Below are 17,456 nucleotides of genomic sequence, written 5' to 3'. Positions count from 1 at the left end.
AGGTGTAAATGGATAATAAAAAATAAACCTATTTCAATTCACATAAAAAAAGCCCCAACCTTTCGGTTGGGGCTTTGAATTTCCCGATAGATAAGTATCGTGCTAGCGAAAACCTATCTCAAACTAATGCTTACTTATTATGCGTTAGCTTTTTCTTTTTTAGCTTTTGGTGCTGCTTTTTCTTCAGCTGGCTTTTGGTCAGCTTTCTTCAAAATTACAGTCGTACCTTCAAAAGTTTCACCTTCAACGTATGCTTTACCGAAGTAAGACGTTGTTAGAACTTCTTTAAGCTCAGTGATTAGAGGGTAACGTGGGTTAGCACCTGTACACTGGTCATCGAACGCTTCAACAGCTAGCTCGTCTAGTTTAGCGATGAAGTCAGACTCGTTAACACCCGCAGCCTGGATAGACAGTGGGATGTCTAGGTCAACTTTAAGCTCTTCTAACCAAGTCAGTAGACGTTCAATCTTCTGAGCAGTACGGTCACCAGCTTGGCTTAGGCCTAGGTGGTCAGCAACTTCAGCATAACGACGACGTGCTTGTGGGCGGTCGTACTGAGAGAATGCAGTCTGCTTAGTTGGGTTATCGTTCGCGTTGTAACGTACAACGTTTGAGATAAGTAGTGCGTTTGCAAGACCGTGTGGTAGGTGGAACTCAGCACCAATTTTGTGAGCCATTGAGTGACATACACCTAGGAATGCGTTCGCAAAGGCAATACCAGCAATCGTTGCAGCGTTGTGTACTTTCTCACGAGCGATTGGGTCTGCTGAACCGTTTTTGTAGCTTGATGGTAGGTATTCTTTAAGCATCTTAAGAGCTTGTAGAGCTTGACCATCTGAGTATTCGTTCGCAAGAACTGATACGTAAGCTTCAAGAGCGTGAGTTACTGCATCGTAACCACCGAACGCTGTTAGAGACTTAGGCATGTTCATTACTAGGTTAGCATCAACAACAGCCATGTTTGGCGTGATTTCGTAATCCGCTAGCGGGTACTTAGCACCTGTTTTGTCGTCAGTAACAACCGCGAATGGCGTAACTTCTGAACCCGTACCTGAAGTAGTAGTGATACATACTAGCTCAGCTTTTTTACCCATTTTAGGGAACTTGTAGATACGTTTACGGATATCCATAAAGCGCATTGCTAGTTCTTCGAAGTGAGTTTCTGGGTGCTCGTACATAACCCACATGATCTTAGCAGCATCCATTGGAGAACCGCCACCTAGAGCAAGGATTACGTCAGGTTGGAAGCTCTTCATTGCTTCAGCGCCTTTCTCAACAACAGACAGTGTTGGATCCGCTTCTACATCGAAGAATACTTGAACTTCAATACCTTGCGCTTTCAGAATTTGTACTACATCGTCTGCGTAACCGTTGTTGAATAGGAAACGGTCCGTTACTAGGAATGCGCGTTTCTTACCTTCTAGGTCGCTCATAGCGATTGGAAGGCTGCCACGACGGAAGTAGATAGACTTAGGTAGTTTGTGCCACAACATATTTTCAGCTCGCTTCGCTACAGTTTTCTTGTTGATAAGGTGCTTAGGACCTACGTTCTCAGAGATAGAGTTACCACCCCATGAACCACAACCAAGAGTTAGAGAAGGTGCAACGTTAAAGTTGTACAGGTCACCGATACCACCGTGAGTAGTCGGGATGTTGATTAGGATACGAGCCGTCTTCATCTTGTCACCGAAGTAACGGATGCGATCTGCGTTTACGTCTTGGTTAGTGTAAAGACCAGATGTGTGACCGATACCACCGATTTCAACCATAGTTACTGCTTGAGCAACAGCGTCTTCGAAATCGTCTGCGCGGAATAGACCTAGAGTTGGAGACAGTTTCTCGTGAGCAAATTCGTCATCGTAAGAAACTTTACCAAGGCCTTCACCTACAAGTACTTTTGTATCAGCAGGAACTTTAACACCCGCCATTTCAGCGATTGCTGGAGCAGGTTGACCTACGATTTTAGCGTTTAGGTTGCCGTCGATAAGAAGAACTTTACGTACTTTATCTGCGTCAGCTTTAGATAAAACGTGAGCTTTGTGAGAAGCAAAACGCTCTTTAACTTCGTCATATACTTCGCTAACTACGATTGCAGCTTGCTCAGAAGCACATACAACACCATTATCGAATGTTTTAGACATAAGGATAGATGCTACTGCACGTTTGATGTCAGCTGTTTCATCGATAACTACAGGAACGTTACCAGCACCAACACCGATAGCAGGCTTACCAGAAGAATATGCTGCTTTAACCATGCCTGGACCACCAGTAGCAAGGATAAGTGCGATACCGTCGTGCTTCATCAGCGCGTTAGAAAGCTCTACAGATGGTTGGTCGATCCAACCGATGATGTCTTTTGGTGCACCCGCTGCTACAGCTGCGTCTAGAACAAGCTTCGCTGCGTCGTTAGTTGAGTTCTTTGCACGTGGGTGTGGCGAGAAGATGATGCCGTTACGTGTTTTAAGAGAGATTAGAGATTTGAAGATCGCTGTAGAAGTTGGGTTCGTTGTTGGAACGATACCACAGATGATACCTACAGGCTCAGCGATAGTCATCGTGCCTAGGCTTTCATCTTCATCAAGAATGCCACATGTTTTTTCGTCTTTGTATTTGTTGTAGATAAATTCAGATGCAAAGTGGTTTTTGATAACCTTATCTTCAACAATACCCATTCCAGATTCAGCAACTGCTTGTTGTGCAAGTGGGATACGAGCGTGGTTAGCAGCAAGAGAAGCTGCGCGGAAGATTGCGTCTACTTTCTCTTGAGAGAATGTTGCAAACTCTTCTTGTGCTGCTTTAACGCGTGCTACTAGAGCATCAAGTTCCGCTAAGTTAGTTACAGGCATGGTGGATCTCCTAAAATAATAAATATTAAAAACTTTTTATTAATTTCGCTGCTTGCTTTTAACCTCAAACAACAACGTTCTTAGTAAATTGCTTTCAGGACTGAGTATATTATTTCACAGTGTGAAAAAAATTGACCCAGATCAGTTACCCAAAAAGAATTAACCAAAAAGTAGTAAGGCAATCGCAAAAACATGCTTAAGATGATGATTTATATAGATTAAAATCACACTTTTCGTTAGTTCAAAAAACAAGCAAACAGACAAACTTTTTCTACATAGAGTCATAAACTGTAAAAAAGTTTCATTTTTAGTCAGTTAAATTACATGTATACAGCCATATTCGTGCTACTGAGAGTATATCCATACCGTTGCACGGGCTAGATTTTGACATAATTTTTATTAAATTCGTGCGGCAGTTAACAGTTACTCGATAATAAATTACAAAATGAAACACTAACAACCAACTCGCAACACCGCCAATACAAAAGTGATATTCAATTAGTTTTTCTAAAAATAATCCCCTATTTCAGGTTAGTTTTTTTCATTCGTGCAAATCCGATTTGTCCCTTACATTACGCGCTCAGACTATTCACCGAATCAAACCTTCAACCTTAAAATTCGCTAACTGGAGATCGCTCTCATGCAAGGCTTAGAACTCGCAATTTTTATGCAATTCTTCCTTGGGCTTGTTGCTGCCGTAAACCCAATCGGCATCATGCCTGTTTTTGTTTCCCTTACTGCACATATGCCGCCAGAAGAGAGGAACAGGACAGCCTTACAAGCCAACATTGCTGTTGCCGTTATCCTGATTGTGTCGCTTGTCGCGGGGCAAATGCTGCTTGATATGTTTAGCATCTCCCTGGATTCATTTCGTGTTGCAGGTGGTTTGCTATTATTGAGCATCGCATTTTCGATGATGAGCGGTAAGCTCGGTGAAGATAAGCAGAATAAACAAGAGAAATCTGAATACATCAGCAAAGAGCAAATCGGTGTTGTTCCTCTTGCGATGCCATTAATGGCGGGCCCCGGGGCAATCAGCTCGACCATTGTTTACGGATCTCGTTACCCTGCAGCCATTGATACTGTGGGAATTGGCATTAGCATCATCGCGTTTGCAACCTGCTCTTGGCTTCTGTTCCGTTCAGCGCCGGTTATCGTTCGCTTTTTAGGTCAAACGGGTATCAATGTGATCACGCGTATCATGGGCTTGATTCTTGGCGCATTGGGCATCGAGTTCATCGCCAATGGCCTACGTAATTTGTTCCCAGGTTTGGCATAACGTTTAACGGTAATCCGGTTGCTCTATAAAAGGCAACAATATTGCAATATAGATGAGGCGAGTAAAGCAATTGGGCTTTCACTCGCCTCGTTATTATGAAGCTTGTATAATGACTGTTAATGCATTTAACAAAAGATGAATCTCTCCCTATGTCACGCAAGCCACTCAAGCATCATTTGTACGTCATTATCTTTGGTACTCACACACCAGCCGGACGTGCATTTGATATTTCTCTGATCGTTGCAATCTTGGCTTCGCTATTGGTTCTGATCTTAGAGTCCATCCCTAATGTGATGAGCGAATGGTCACAGCAGCTGCGTTATATTGAATACACTTTTACTGCTCTCTTCACTCTTGAGTATTTGTTGAGGCTCTATTGTTCTCCGAAACCAAAATCTTATGCCACCAGCTTTTATGGTGTCGTGGACCTATTGGCGATTCTTCCGACCTACCTAGCGATCATCTTCCCAGGCGCTTCATTTATGGGTGTGGTGAGACTGCTGCGTGTGATGCGTATCTTCCGAATCCTAAAACTGGTTCGCTACCTACAAGATTCAAACATTCTGTTACGTTCACTGTTAATGGCAAGACGAAAGATACTGATCTTTTTCAGCACAGTGGGCATCTTAGTTGTTATCTTCGGCGCGCTTATCTTTGTTATTGAAGGGCCAGAAAATGGCTTTACAAGTATTCCCCACAGTATTTATTGGGCAATCGTAACCATTACTACGGTTGGCTACGGTGACATGATCCCTCAAACCGCGTTAGGTAAAGCGATCGCTTCTCTGACCATGCTATTGGGTTACTCTATTTTAGCGGTGCCGACAGGGATTATTACCGCAGAGCTCAGCAATGAGATGAACTCGCACAAAGAGTTGGTAAAGTGTCCGAACTGTAACCGCGCCGGCCATGATTCGGATGCTATGTATTGCAAACACTGTGCGAGTGAATTGGCAGACCCCGACAAGCGTGTCGTTACTGAAGAGAAATAAAAGCAGACACGAGATGCGAAGAGATTTAAGGGCAGTTTCGAGGGCCGAATAACGAGATATCAATAAACTAAAAAGGGTTGACGTTTATCGTCAACCCTTTCGGTTTATCAGCTAATAGAATTTAAGCAATCTTGCCGATTACGCTTTCTCCGCAAGGATAATGCGTAAAGTACGGCGTAGTGGTTCTGCAGCACCCCAAAGTAATTGGTCACCTACCGTGAACGCATTCAGGAAATCGTTACCCATCGACATCTTACGCAGACGACCGACTGGTACAGACATTGTGCCTGTTACTTTCGCTGGTGTTAGCTCCTGCGCAGTGATGTCTCGGTCATTAGGAATCACTTTAACCCAATCATTGTGCGTCGCGATGATCTCTTCGATCTCGTCCATAGGCACGTCTTGCTTAAGCTTAATCGTTAGTGCTTGAGCGTGACAACGCATTGCACCGATTCGTACACAAGTACCATCAATTGGGATTGGCTGTCCATCTAGGCCAAGAATCTTGTTCGCTTCAACGCCGGCTTTCCACTCTTCTTTGCTTTGACCGTTTTCACGCTTCACATCGATCCAAGGAATCAGTGAGCCCGCAAGCGGAGCACCGAACTGATCGGTTGGAAATGAAGATGAACGAATGGTATCAGCGACTTTCTTATCGATATCTAGAATTGAACTTGAAGGGTTCGCTAACTCAGAACTTACGCTGTCGTTGATCACACCCATTTGTGAGATCAGTTCACGCATGTTCTTAGCGCCCGCACCTGAAGCGGCTTGGTAAGTCATGGCACTCATCCACTCAACCATGCCTTTCTCGTATAGACCACCCAAAGCCATAAGCATTAAGCTCACAGTACAGTTACCGCCTACGAAAGTGTTAGTCCCGCCGTGGATGCCTTGTTGGATTTGAGCCAAGTTAACAGGATCAAGAGTGATGATTGAATCCGCGTCCATACGTAAGGTAGAAGCCGCATCAATCCAGTAGCCTTTCCAACCTGCTTGACGCAGTGCTGGGTATACTTTTGAGGTGTAGTCTCCGCCTTGACAGGTAATCACCGCATCAAGCTGTTTTAGGCTATCAATATCAAAAGCGTCTTGAAGTAGACCCGCATCTTTACCACCCAAAACAGGGGCAGGAATACCAATCTGAGACGTACTGTAATAAACAGGTTCAATCAAGTCGAAATCTTTCTCTTCAACCATACGTTGCATCAATACAGAACCAACCATACCGCGCCAACCAACTAGACCTACTCTCATCGCTCACTCTCCATGTATAAATTAAAAATTGCTCTCCCCCATCTATAAGTTTTTCAGAAACAGAACTCAAGTGCTTTTTGTCAAAAAGTGTAACTTTTTCGTTTCTTTTAAGTGAACGCAATGAATCGTGCAGTTATCCCTGTATCGACATTTAATATCCACCTCATTGATAAAACGCCCATTATCCTCAAATTCAAACATTTGCATCGCCAAAGCAGCTTAATCCTACTCGCGTCACAAACAGTAAATCCCTCTTTTTAATCAATACTATCTAGAATAATACTTCACAAAACGAAAACAACGTGCGACAAGTTTCAACATGTAACAACCATGAACTTAACAATATTTCAGATAATGAAACCATAATTGACTGCGTTAACAGTCAAATATCACAACTTGGACGTATTTTTTCGATATAATAAACTAATTACTGTAGTGTCCGTTTTGCACCACACACCAAAACGAAGCACTATAAATGCTCGAAATCACAAGAGGCTTTTATGAAGCAGAGTAAAACTCGCCTACCGAACCTATTGCAGGTATTCATCGCGTTAGGACTATTTCTATCCCTTGCTTTTTCCTTTACTGCAAAACTTGACCTTCCAATTCAACTTGCCTTGTATATTGGCTGGTTCATTATCATGGTTCTCGGTATTCGCCTTGGCCACGAATACAAAGACTTAGAAAAAGCGGCACTCAAAGGAATATCCAATGGCTTAGGCGCAGTTTTAATACTTTTAGCCGTTGGCGCTCTTGTTGGTACTTGGATCTCAGGCGGGATCGTACCTACTATCATTTACTATGGTCTGAAAGCAATCCACCCTTCTATCTTCCTTTTAGCGACCATGATTATCTGTTCTCTAACCGCATTGGCAACTGGTACTTCTTGGGGCGCCGCGGGTACAGCAGGTATCGCGATGATGGGCATAGGCCAAGGTCTAGGAGTTCCAGCACCGATTACTGCAGGTGCAGTACTGTCAGGCTGTTACTTCGGTGACAAGATGTCTCCACTTTCGGATTCAGTGATTCTGGCTTCTTCAATGTCTGGTGTTGAAGTGGTTGAGCACATCAAGGGCATGCTGCCAGTTGCGTTAATCAGCTACGTGATTACTGGCATCATGTTTACTGCGTTTGGTTTCCACTACGCGGGCAACGTTGACATGAGCCAAGTAGATTCTGTCATCAAAGCAATGGAAGTTCAGTTCTACATCACACCTTACTCATTTGTCCCAGTACTGATCGTGCTTGGTCTGTTGGCTTTCCGCATGCCTTCATTCCCGGTAATCAGCTTCGGTTCTCTGCTAGGTATTATCTGGGCAGTCATGATCCAAGATATCGATTTCCTAACGGCATTCAATACTGCTTGGGCACCGTTCTCTATCTCCTCTGGCGTAGAGTTTATTGACTCGATTCTTAACCGTGGCGGCATGTCTTCAATGCTAGGTTCGGTAGCGGTGATTGTGTTTGGTTTAGGTTTTGGTGGCTTACTGGATAAAGTGGGCGTATTAGAGACGATTGCTAAGGTGTTCGAGCGCCGAGTAAATAGCGCTGGTTCTCTAGCAACAAGCACGATAGGCACGGCCTTCATGGGTAACGTATTCGGTTCTGCAATGTACGTATCGTTAATCCTAACGCCAAAAATCTGTGCGAAAAACTACGACCGTTTAGGTTATCAACGTAAAAATCTATCTCGTAACGCTGAGTTCGGTGGCACGTTAACTTCAGGCATGGTTCCTTGGAGTGATAACGGTATCTACATGGCGAGTATTCTTGGTGTCGCAACGCTCTCTTACGCTCCGTTCATGTGGTTGAGCTTCATCTGTATCCTCGTGACTATCGTAACGTCTTACATGGGTTGGTTCGTTGATAAATGTGAACCAACAGCACCAGCGCTTGAAACTGAAGAAGCAGCTGAACTGAGCAAGCAACAAGCTTAAGCTAAGGCTTTAGTGCTTAAGCACAAAAATGTTGATGATATAAATGCCAAAAGAGCGCTCTAGAGCGCTCTTTTTTGATCTACTTAATTACTGAATTTATTTGTTGGCGGTTCGTTTACCCAACCAATAACCGATGCCTAACGGTGCAAAGAACACCACCAAGATAAACAGGATGAAGTAAATAATCACACCTTTGATTAAGTCCATCAGTTTATCAATAGCGAGTACCACCACCTCTTGAGAGACGCGATCAAGATCTTGTGTAAACAGTTCCCTTTCAGAAGTCACAATGCCTGCAATTTCAAGACGCTCTTTCGCAATCATCGCGACCAGAGCTTCTCTCTCTCGTGTCACCATTTTTTCTAAGGCTACACGTTCTTCAGTGAGCATCGCCAATTTTTGATCTGTCTTATCACTTAGGTCGTTGAGCAGAGGCTGCATTTCTGTCGACATAATAGAAGCCAATGTTTGCATGTACTCAGGGTTATTCTCAATGAAGTCCTGCATGCTTGCTGATGTTTGACGAAGGCTTTCCAGCGTCATCGATAGGTCTTCACCCGTTAGCGAGCTATTCATCGCCACCAACTCAGCTTTCCACGTCATCAATTTCGGTGTTTGGTCAGCCATTAGGCTTAAGCGGTCTGATGCATCGCCCATCGCCTCCGGCATGGTACCTAGGCTTTGAACGATTTGAGATTCGTCTTTACCAAGGTAACTTAGCCATTCACGGTAAGCGGGTGTGCTTCTGAAGGTAAGATCTTTAAAAGGATTGCTCGCGGCGAACTCTGCGACGAATGCTTTGCTCTTTTTGAAATCACTTGAGCTCAATACACCCTTTGCTAGCTTCTCAGCTTCTTGGTCAAGAGAACGAGCCGTCTCTACCGCATTATCCGTCACGAACAGATCCGCACCATCGCCTTGGCTATAAAACTGATTCATTTGGGCTGTGAAAACCCATGAGTCAATTAATGCTGACATTGGGGAGGTTTGGTACGCTGCTTGTTGTAAGCCCTGCTCAGCATGGATCTTCCAAAGCAACACATAAGATTGATGTAAGGTGTCATCAGCAGGGTAAGATTGCGCAATGAGATCGGCCGAGTCTTCTACTCGTGTAAAAAACATCTTGGCGTATTCACGCGTCATGATCCGAGCCTGTAACTCTTGCTGAGTAAGAGGCGTCGTTTGACTATCTAGCTTAACTTCCAAGAGAGAACAACCACTTAGCACAATGCTAAGCACCAACACTATCCAATTTCGACTCGAAAATCGTGACATATAAACCTCTGACAAAGACTAAGGGCGCGGATTGTATGAGCGCTTCGTCAGAGTATTGTCAAAAAACCTGTAAAAGTTAACGTTGGGTATTTAAATAGTCATGAGCAGAATCTACAGAGGCTTTTATCGCTAGCTCTAGTTCAGCTAAATCGTGCTCGCTGATGGCTCTGGACTGCTTCATTGTCATTTCAATAGTCGCTGCAATGATCGCTAGTCGAGACGCTTTGATGCTGCCAGCCACACCTTTTAAACTGTGCACAATGCGAGCAGCAGAGGTTTCATCCTTGGTGAGCAGAGATTTGAATCTGGTATAGTCATCTGCGTGATCTTCGACAAAGACCCCTAGCAACAATTCAACAGACTCGGTATCGCCATCAAGAGTCTCTAGCATCTCTTCAATATCAATCGCTGGCTTTGAATCCGTCACACTGGCAATGTGCTTCTCTGGCTCTTGCACTTGTTCTGGTGTTCGCTGAGTTGGGGGGTGCTGAATAGAGTTTTGCTGAACCGGTACTTGTGGAATAGGTTCTTGCAAAATCGGTTCTTGTGAAATAGCTTTCGGGCTTGTCGCACAAACACTCTGCTGAGGTTGAGCCTCTTCCTGACTTGAAGAGATAACTGGTTCCGATCTGAGTTCTTGTCCTACTTCTTTCTTCGATTTTTGGGACCTAACACTCCACAACACTAACGCAATCATTGCCACTAAGCTTAAACCTAGCATGAACAATAATAGGTTGTATTGACGATCATGGAACTCAGCTTCAAGTTTAATGATCTGTTCGTTTACTGAATTCTTCTTAATTTTATCGACTAAATAATTGAGCTGAGCGTAATCACTCAGCAATGCTGAAGCATCAGCCAGTAATTGTTGGAGTGCATCTTGCTCTTCGGATTTTAATGAATAAGATTTTTCAAGTATAGAATCAAAGGCGCGATAAGTTGCTGATGAACTTTGGTTATCGGAATACATCGCTTCAAAAACGACGACACCAAATTCGTTGAGTAGCGGCTTTAACTTAGGGGAAAGCTCAGTATCTGTGCGCAACACTTTGATGTTATCGACAATATCTTGCACCTGACTTTCTATCGGAATGAATTCATCAAATTTTTCTAAAAATTGATCGGCAACGTAAAGCAGTTGGTTCACATCAGGACGAAACAAGGCGTGTTGGAAATCAGATTCAATCTGCAGTCGGATCGAATAAACCAACTGAGCATCGAGTGCCAAATCATTAATACGAGAGACTCGCAGCGGCTCAGAGAAATAAAGCGATTGCCTCAGTTCATTAACGCGAATACCGAGTTCTTCAATTTGAGCGAGTGAGTGAGAGTAAGAACGGCTTAGATTAAGGAGAGCCAGTGAAGGAAGTAGCCACAGAGCCAAGAGTGCAACCAAAAAAGTGGCTGGTCTTTTAAAGCGATTGGGCTTTGCTACTGATTGTTCCATCGATATTCCTTGTTCATGCGAACTCTAAACCATTATGTTGCTAAACATAAACAAGCGACAACAACCGGCTGTCGCTTGCTACCTAATAACTTCGGACTATGACTTATTGCGAGTCAGTTGATCACGTAAGTTCGGTGGCGTCCCTTTAATGGTTAGCGTGTCTGTCTCTGGATCGTAGAAGATACGCTCACCTAAAAGCAGACTATCAAAACTAACATTCAAACCGCCACCAGCACCAACAAATTTTGTTAGTTTACGCATAGTTGCGCGGTCTGCTGGGAAGCTGTCTTCTAACTCGTAGCCTTGCTCACTAGTATAGTCAAAGAAGCTTGTACCATCTGTGCTTGCTGGCAATTCTCCAGAAAGTTCACGAACTTGAACTTCATCACCCGCTTTAAGCTGTTCGTTACAGTAATCCGCAACTTGTTTTTTATAGCTGATTGCTTCTTCTTTCTCTAATTTAGAGTCAGAAACAAAGTCTTCTACCGCTTGCATCAATACTTGGTTTTGCTGCTTAGCATCCAAGCCTACTTCTGCTTGAAGGAAGTCTAAGAAGAAGTCAGCGACTTTACGACCAACGCGCCCTTTAATATAAGTAAGGTAACGGTTTGACTCTTTGTCTGTGTCGTATGTTGAAAGATCAAGGCGCGCAACAATATCCATCTTCGAGATATCAAGGTAATCCGTCGCACTAATATCTAGCCCTTCGGTCACTTTCAAACTTTGGTTTGAAGGCAGTAGTCCGATGAAAAGGTAGTCTGTCGCCAGTGATTGATATTCAGCCAGTACCAAAGTTCCTTCATCAGCAAAAGGATACTTTGAAAGCTCATCTTTTAGACGTAGCGCACTTTTTTGAGAGAAATCATAAAAACTTTGTTCTCCAGCTCGAAATTCATGCAACGACTGCTGGAATTCGCTGTCGGATTTGAAAGAACCAAATCCTTTACCTGCTTTTGAATTAAAAACTCGGTGAAGTTCAGCGACTAGGTTTTCAGATGCAGTATCGTTTTCTAGAGATTCAGCACGATAGTTAACAATCAGCTCTTCCTGATCGTTCTTGCTTAGCTGGTGTAAAATTACGTTGGAAAGGTGAAGGCTCATAGTGAAAATATTACCGTTCAGGTTTCAGTTGTTGTGCATAGTAGGTTATCATAAGCCGCTTTTACTATCATTATTAGAGTCCTTATGCCGATTATATCTAAATACACAGATGATCAAGTTGAAAAAATCCTAGCTGAAGTAGGTGCTGTACTGACTAAGCACAAAGCTTCACCTGAGCTTTCATTGATGATCGCTGGAAATATCGCAACCAATGTCTTAAATCAGAACGTTGCTGCTTCACAACGCAAAGGAATTGCTGAAAAATTTGCCGAAGCTTTAATTTCTTCTCTTGAAGATAAAAAGTCTCACTAAGTTTGATTGACGGAAAAAGAATTATAAATGGTAGACAGCGCAAACTCATATAGCGATCGTGTATCTCGACTGGTAGGTTGGGGCCACTGGTTTGCATTTTTCAACATCATTGCTGCGATGTTGATTGGTACTCGTTATATTACTCAATCTGCTTGGCCGGAAACCCTATTGGGTCAATTCTATTTGGCTGCATCATGGGTTGGTCATTTTGGATTTTTGGTGTTCGCGCTCTATCTATTAGTGCTGTTCCCACTCACTTTTATTCTTCCGTCGAGGAAGTTATTACGTTTGGTTGCCGTTATCTTCGCAACCATAGGTTTAACTGTCCTACTGATTGATACTCAAACGTATCAAAATATAAACCTCCACCTGACACCTGTCGTGTGGGAGGTTTTATTCAGTGGAGAGGAGTCTGCACTCACTTCTGATTTGCAGCACCTCTTCATTGTAATGCCACTAATCTTCTTATTGCAGCTAGGTCTGTCTGAGTGGGTTTGGCGTAAGCAACGTAAACTGTCTCATAAACACATTGGCCGTCCTATTACTGCCGTCTTCTTCTTGTGTTTCATCAGCAGCCACTTGACCTACATGTGGGCTGATGCGTATTTCTACAACCCAATTACAAGCCAGAAAGCGAATTTCCCACTGTCTTATCCTATGACAGCAAAAAGCTTTATGGAAAAGCATGGTCTATTAGACCGTGAAGAGTATTTACAGCGTTTAGAAGCGAACCAAGAGAACGTAAACTTAGTTAGCTATCCGCTAGAAAAAATTCAATACAACCGCCGCAGTGCTGATCTTAATATTCTGCTTGTGAGTGTGAATAATCTTCGCGCCGATGCACTCAATAGCACTGCAATGCCAAGCAGCTATGCCTATGCACAACAATCGATCAACTTCACCAATCACTACAGTTCAAGTAACGACATGTTTGGTATTTTCGGATTGTTCTATGGCCTTCCTAGCAGCTACGCAAGCAGCATCAAAGCACAAGGTTCGAGCGCAGTACTGCTCGATGTGCTAGATCATCACAATTATACACTTGCCGCTTTTAGCGGTGATGACTTTGACGACGCCCTTTACCCGGAAGTCATCTTCCGAGGCCGTGATGCGCTCCCAGAGCAAGCAACAGATGATGACCAAAGCGCAATACAAGCTTGGTCTGAATGGCTTCAATCACCACAAGCAAAAAGCCCTTGGTTTAACTTTATTGAACTAACAACGCTCGATAACTTCTCTAGTTACGAAACAGATGTAACGTTGACTACCGCTGAACGTTTTACTGCAGACTACCAAAAATCGACTCAAGCGGCTGATGTTCAGTTAGCGAAAATCTACGCAGAGTTGGAGCGCCTAGATCTTCAAGACAACACAGTGGTTATCATTACCTCTAACCATGGTACTGAATTTAACGAGACGAAAACCAACAGTTGGGGTGCAAACTCCAATTACAGTCGTTACCAACTACAAGTGCCTCTTTTCATCAAATGGCCAGGTAAGTCAGCATCTGAATATACTCACCGTTCTAGTCACCTAGATGTGTCAGTCACGCTAATGCAAGAGCTATTAGGTGTATCTTCGAACCCTACAGATTTCAGTAGTGGACGTAGCCTGTTTGATGAGCGTAGAAGAAAATGGATTCTTGCAGGAGACTCACGTGAACTTGCTCTTGTTACTGACCAACAAACAACGGTGTTAGATAAGTTTGGTAACTACAAATTGTACGATCAGAATTACAAACGTCTGAAAGATGTAAGCCCTCGCTTGCCAGTGTTGATGCAAGGCCTTACTGAGTTACAGCGGTTCTATACCAAAAATGACTAAATGATCATCAAAAAGAAAAGGGAAGCCAATGGCTTCCCTTTTTTATTGCCGTGAATGATTAGAAAACAAGCAACAAAACAAAATTATGAAAATTAAGGGTTTACAAGATCCTCTGCCCCTTATATTATTCACGCCACTGGAGGGATGGCTGAGTGGTCGAAAGCACCGGTCTTGAAAACCGGCAACCGTTAATAGCGGTTCTAGGGTTCAAATCCCTATCCCTCCACCACATTAAAGAAAGCCGCTGAGAAATCAGCGGCTTTTTTGTATCTAAAGAAAATTCGAGTTTACCGGTCAAGTATTCACTGCTAGTGCGGCTTTCAAAAGCTGCATATGTATCGGTACCAAATCTTGATGTTCAGTTCGATATCCGCCACCGACTACACACGCCATTGGAATAGACTCTGATTTCGCTAATTCAATCATGAAACAGTCGCGTTCAAATATCCCTTTTGTCGAAACATTCAAATAACCCAGTTCATCGTCTTGATGGATGTCGATCCCCGCGTCATAAATAATGAGATCAGGTTGGTGATGCGCAATCGCCAACTTGGTGACTTGTTCAAAACAACGTAAGAACTCTTCATCTTCTGTTTCACGACTTAATGGCACATCTAAATCAGATAACGGTTTACGCGCAGGGAAGTTCTTATCGCAGTGGAATGACAGAGTAATAATCTCATCGCTCTCTTGGCAAAGTGTCGCAGTACCATCGCCATGGTGAACATCACTGTCGACGATCAGCACTTTATCTATATGCTCAAAGGTTAATGCGTGCTTGGCCGCCAAGACCAGATCATTCAACAAACAGAAGCCACTGCCAAAATCTCGGTGCGCATGATGATAGCCACCGCTGAGATGAATCGCTAAACCACTCTCGATGGCCATTTCAGCGGCCAAGCAGGTTCCACCACTTGAATAGAGTGTCCTTTCTATAAGCTGTTCACTCCACGGAAAGCCGATACGTCTCATTTTTGCTGCTGGTAAATTTCCAGAAACTAGCAAATCGACATATTCACCATCGTGTACCTGCTTTACTTGTTCTACCGAAACAGGCATTGGCTGGAACATTGCGAATGCATTACCCCATTTTGGATCGCTATCCATGTGGTGCTTCACAGCACTGTGCAACAGTTGATATTTATTGATTGGATAACGATGCCCTTCTGGTAAAGGCAACTGAGAATAAATTGGATGGTAAATTAAAGGAGTCATAGATCGGGCGTATTACGTATCAATCTCAAAATCATAACAGTCTCAGACTTGGCGACAACCTTAATTAATGATAATAGTTATCATTACCTTTAATTAATTCCAGAGACAACAATGAAAAACGTAATACTCATCTGTGGTGTGATCTGTGGCTCGATGGCTGCAGTAATGATTTTTGTAAGAATGCTAATGGCCAGTTGGTGGACCGTTGATTTTCTCGTGTTAAGCCATCAAACTTAACTAATTGAACTGAAAAGGAATCACCATGAGCGTTATTTTTATTACTGGAGCGAACCGCGGCATAGGCTTAAGTCTGACTCAACAATACTTGAAAGGTAATCACAAGGTGTACGCAACTTACCGTGACGCCTCTTCAGCAACAGAACTGCTCTCACTCGCAGAGCACAGTAGCAACCTGACCTGCATTCAATTAGAAATAACCGATTATCAAGCAGTAGAACAACTCCCCTCGCAAATAGAGTCGATTGATATCTTGATCAACAACGCTGGCTACTATGGCCCTAAAGGTTACGGTCTGGGTAATACCGATGTCGAAGAGTGGCGTCGTGTATTTGAAATCAACACAATTGCCCCATTGAAGCTTGTCGAGACTCTATTACCTCTTATAGAAAGTAGTGACGTCAAAAAGATCGCCTGTCTTTCATCTAGAGTGGGTAGCATGTCTGAAAACACATCAGGCGGAGGCTACATCTATCGTTCATCTAAAGCGGCTCTTAACTCAGTTGTGAAGAGCTTAAGTAACGACTTAACCGATAATGGCTTTACAGTGTTGGCGTTACATCCAGGGTGGGTACAGACCGAAATGGGCGGCCCTAATGCTCTTACTGATACAGAGACTTCAGCTAAAGGCCTTGTGACTGTAATAGAGTCATCGAATACTGAAGTGAGTGGTCACTTCTTTAATTTCGATGGTAGCGAAATAGACTGGTAGCGATCACATGGATCGTCACGCTATCTCAAGCTTAATCGTACGTTCAACACTGTTGTGTCTGACCGTGGTGATCACTGGATGTTTCGATGACAGCCCACAGAACTACTTCGACGACTATCAGGCCAAAATCGCCAACGTGCAAGATGCTGACGAGATACAGGAAGACTGGGAGCTCGACAGCTTACCGAGAAAGCGAGAACTGTTTATTGAAGTTCCTTCGCTCTCTATCGGGCTTATCGACAGCTATCAACTTCGACAATGCGGATTATTCAACCTGATTGCAGAAAGAAACTCCGTACTTGGAAAAGTCGCCGACGAGTTCCGAAATTACGATTATCAAGTCGCTCTACTGGAAGGTGTTGGTCAATGTTTATCTAATAACGAATTATTACCAGAGATCGTAGAATTACTCAGAGAAATCGAGCAACAGAAACTCGCACAATTTCCACTGCACCAATGGAATCTCATCTATGCCAGTGAAGCGATGCAGTCTCAAATGCGTGGAAGTCAGTGGTTGCGTGCTGATATCGGCGAACAAGTCCGACAGACAAGGGACGCCCTAGAGCATATTAACCGAGCGTTAAACACACCGCTCGTCTCCGGCAAGACTACTGAAGTTCAAGAAGGATTAGAGAAGAGTTCGACGCTTGGGGATTTGTACTACTCACTATCTCGTGCCTCTGTTGAGCTTGATACCATTACCAAACAACTCTCAACTTTTGACGCCAACATAATTTGTGGTGAGCAGCGAGACACGACTAAGTTTCGTTACCTTAATAATGTGTTCGAACAGCAATACATTGACAAGGTTCAGCCGTACATGGCGCAATTAGATGGCTACTATCAGCAGTTAGCCCCGCAACTTGGTATGTTTGACGCGCAACCTGACCTACACAGTTATTACTTTCCCATCAAAGATGCGCATCACGCCTTTCGATCATCCACTCGCCGCCATGTTGATTATTGGCAGCGGCTGTTTAAACGTTGTGGGCGCAAGGTCGGGCGTTAATATTGATTCCCAA

Annotated in this window: 12 protein-coding genes, 1 tRNA gene and 1 pseudogene; 8 read left to right on the top strand and 6 right to left on the bottom strand. The window is 43.6% G+C overall.

What is annotated here, in order from left to right; genetic code table 11:
* Positions 1–137 precede the first annotated feature (137 nt).
* Entirely contained in the window at positions 138–2,846 is a 2,709-nt protein-coding gene (gene adhE, locus ACED59_RS05330; RefSeq protein ID WP_017098217.1) for a bifunctional acetaldehyde-CoA/alcohol dehydrogenase, read from the bottom strand.
* Between the two features lie 640 nt (positions 2,847–3,486).
* On the opposite strand from adhE, the gene ACED59_RS05325 reads away from it, so the two are divergent.
* Positions 3,487–4,125 carry a YchE family NAAT transporter gene (locus tag ACED59_RS05325; protein WP_004734056.1) on the top strand — a complete coding sequence of 213 codons (639 nt, stop codon included), beginning with the start codon at positions 3,487–3,489 and terminating at the stop codon, positions 4,123–4,125.
* 149 nt (positions 4,126–4,274) lie between these two features.
* Positions 4,275–5,117, top strand: coding sequence for an ion transporter (locus tag ACED59_RS05320; protein WP_032498918.1), 843 nt, complete (start codon positions 4,275–4,277; stop codon positions 5,115–5,117).
* Positions 5,118–5,255: 138 nt separating this feature from the next.
* Here the strand turns inward: ACED59_RS05320 and asd are convergent, their stop codons facing one another.
* Positions 5,256–6,374 carry an aspartate-semialdehyde dehydrogenase gene (asd, locus tag ACED59_RS05315; RefSeq protein ID WP_012603520.1) on the bottom strand — a complete coding sequence of 373 codons (1,119 nt, stop codon included), beginning with the start codon at positions 6,372–6,374 and terminating at the stop codon, positions 5,256–5,258.
* Positions 6,375–6,853: 479 nt separating this feature from the next.
* Between asd and nhaC the strand changes: the two are divergent.
* Positions 6,854–8,311 (top strand): annotated as a pseudogene (nhaC, locus tag ACED59_RS05310) (Na+/H+ antiporter NhaC); the annotation flags it as partial.
* A 96-nt stretch (positions 8,312–8,407) separates the two neighbouring features.
* Here the strand turns inward: nhaC and ACED59_RS05305 are convergent.
* The 3 genes from ACED59_RS05305 to yejK all read right to left on the bottom strand — a co-directional run bounded on the left by ACED59_RS05305 (position 8,408) and on the right by yejK (position 12,134).
* Positions 8,408–9,586 (bottom strand): hypothetical protein, encoded by a 1,179-nt coding sequence (locus tag ACED59_RS05305; RefSeq protein ID WP_017098220.1) that lies wholly within the window; start codon positions 9,584–9,586, stop codon positions 8,408–8,410.
* A 76-nt stretch (positions 9,587–9,662) separates the two neighbouring features.
* Positions 9,663–11,033 carry an Hpt domain-containing protein gene (locus ACED59_RS05300; protein ID WP_017098221.1) on the bottom strand — a complete coding sequence of 457 codons (1,371 nt, stop codon included), beginning with the start codon at positions 11,031–11,033 and terminating at the stop codon, positions 9,663–9,665.
* 96 nt (positions 11,034–11,129) lie between these two features.
* The gene (gene yejK / locus ACED59_RS05295; RefSeq protein ID WP_009848690.1) at positions 11,130–12,134 is read right to left on the bottom strand and encodes a nucleoid-associated protein YejK; all 1,005 of its coding nucleotides are present in this window, start codon (positions 12,132–12,134) and stop codon (positions 11,130–11,132) included.
* Positions 12,135–12,218: 84 nt separating this feature from the next.
* Between yejK and ACED59_RS05290 the strand changes: the two genes are divergently transcribed.
* The 3 genes from ACED59_RS05290 (at position 12,219) to ACED59_RS05280 (ending at position 14,499) form a co-directional block, all read left to right on the top strand.
* Entirely contained in the window at positions 12,219–12,446 is a 228-nt protein-coding gene (locus ACED59_RS05290) for a YejL family protein (RefSeq protein ID WP_004734063.1), read from the top strand.
* Positions 12,447–12,473: 27 nt separating this feature from the next.
* Positions 12,474–14,270: a DUF3413 domain-containing protein gene (locus ACED59_RS05285; RefSeq protein ID WP_017098222.1), complete on the top strand. Its 1,797-nt coding sequence runs from the start codon at positions 12,474–12,476 to the stop codon at positions 14,268–14,270.
* A gap of 138 nt (positions 14,271–14,408) precedes the next feature.
* Positions 14,409–14,499: transfer RNA gene (locus ACED59_RS05280), tRNA-Ser, on the top strand.
* 65 nt (positions 14,500–14,564) lie between these two features.
* On the opposite strand, the gene ACED59_RS05275 is transcribed toward ACED59_RS05280, so the two are convergent.
* Positions 14,565–15,485 carry a histone deacetylase gene (locus ACED59_RS05275; protein ID WP_017099219.1) on the bottom strand — a complete coding sequence of 307 codons (921 nt, stop codon included), beginning with the start codon at positions 15,483–15,485 and terminating at the stop codon, positions 14,565–14,567.
* Positions 15,486–15,747: 262 nt separating this feature from the next.
* Here ACED59_RS05275 and ACED59_RS05270 point away from each other — a divergent pair, with 262 nt between their 5' ends.
* Positions 15,748–16,434, top strand: coding sequence for an SDR family oxidoreductase (locus ACED59_RS05270; RefSeq protein WP_017099218.1), 687 nt, complete (start codon positions 15,748–15,750; stop codon positions 16,432–16,434).
* Positions 16,435–16,441: 7 nt separating this feature from the next.
* Positions 16,442–17,443, top strand: a complete 1,002-nt coding sequence (locus ACED59_RS05265; protein ID WP_017099217.1) for a DUF3080 domain-containing protein — start codon at positions 16,442–16,444, stop codon at positions 17,441–17,443.
* Positions 17,444–17,456 lie beyond the last annotated feature (13 nt).

The organism is Vibrio sp. FF266, from assembly GCF_041439695.1.
GTDB lineage: Bacteria > Pseudomonadota > Gammaproteobacteria > Enterobacterales > Vibrionaceae > Vibrio > Vibrio tasmaniensis_A.
This window is presented reverse-complemented; position numbering and strand designations above follow the sequence as displayed.

Excerpts from the sequence above, each read along its gene's own strand:
- adhE (WP_017098217.1), bottom strand. The coding sequence starts at position 2,846 with ATGCCTGTAACTAACTTAGCGGAACTTGATGCTCTAGTAGCACGCGTT.
- ACED59_RS05325 (WP_004734056.1), top strand. The coding sequence starts at position 3,487 with ATGCAAGGCTTAGAACTCGCAATTTTTATGCAATTCTTCCTTGGGCTT.
- ACED59_RS05320 (WP_032498918.1), top strand. The coding sequence starts at position 4,275 with ATGTCACGCAAGCCACTCAAGCATCATTTGTACGTCATTATCTTTGGT.
- asd (WP_012603520.1), bottom strand. The coding sequence starts at position 6,374 with ATGAGAGTAGGTCTAGTTGGTTGGCGCGGTATGGTTGGTTCTGTATTG.
- ACED59_RS05305 (WP_017098220.1), bottom strand. The coding sequence starts at position 9,586 with ATGTCACGATTTTCGAGTCGAAATTGGATAGTGTTGGTGCTTAGCATT.
- ACED59_RS05300 (WP_017098221.1), bottom strand. The coding sequence starts at position 11,033 with ATGGAACAATCAGTAGCAAAGCCCAATCGCTTTAAAAGACCAGCCACT.
- yejK (WP_009848690.1), bottom strand. The coding sequence starts at position 12,134 with ATGAGCCTTCACCTTTCCAACGTAATTTTACACCAGCTAAGCAAGAAC.
- ACED59_RS05290 (WP_004734063.1), top strand. The coding sequence starts at position 12,219 with ATGCCGATTATATCTAAATACACAGATGATCAAGTTGAAAAAATCCTA.
- ACED59_RS05285 (WP_017098222.1), top strand. The coding sequence starts at position 12,474 with ATGGTAGACAGCGCAAACTCATATAGCGATCGTGTATCTCGACTGGTA.
- ACED59_RS05275 (WP_017099219.1), bottom strand. The coding sequence starts at position 15,485 with ATGACTCCTTTAATTTACCATCCAATTTATTCTCAGTTGCCTTTACCA.
- ACED59_RS05270 (WP_017099218.1), top strand. The coding sequence starts at position 15,748 with ATGAGCGTTATTTTTATTACTGGAGCGAACCGCGGCATAGGCTTAAGT.
- ACED59_RS05265 (WP_017099217.1), top strand. The coding sequence starts at position 16,442 with ATGGATCGTCACGCTATCTCAAGCTTAATCGTACGTTCAACACTGTTG.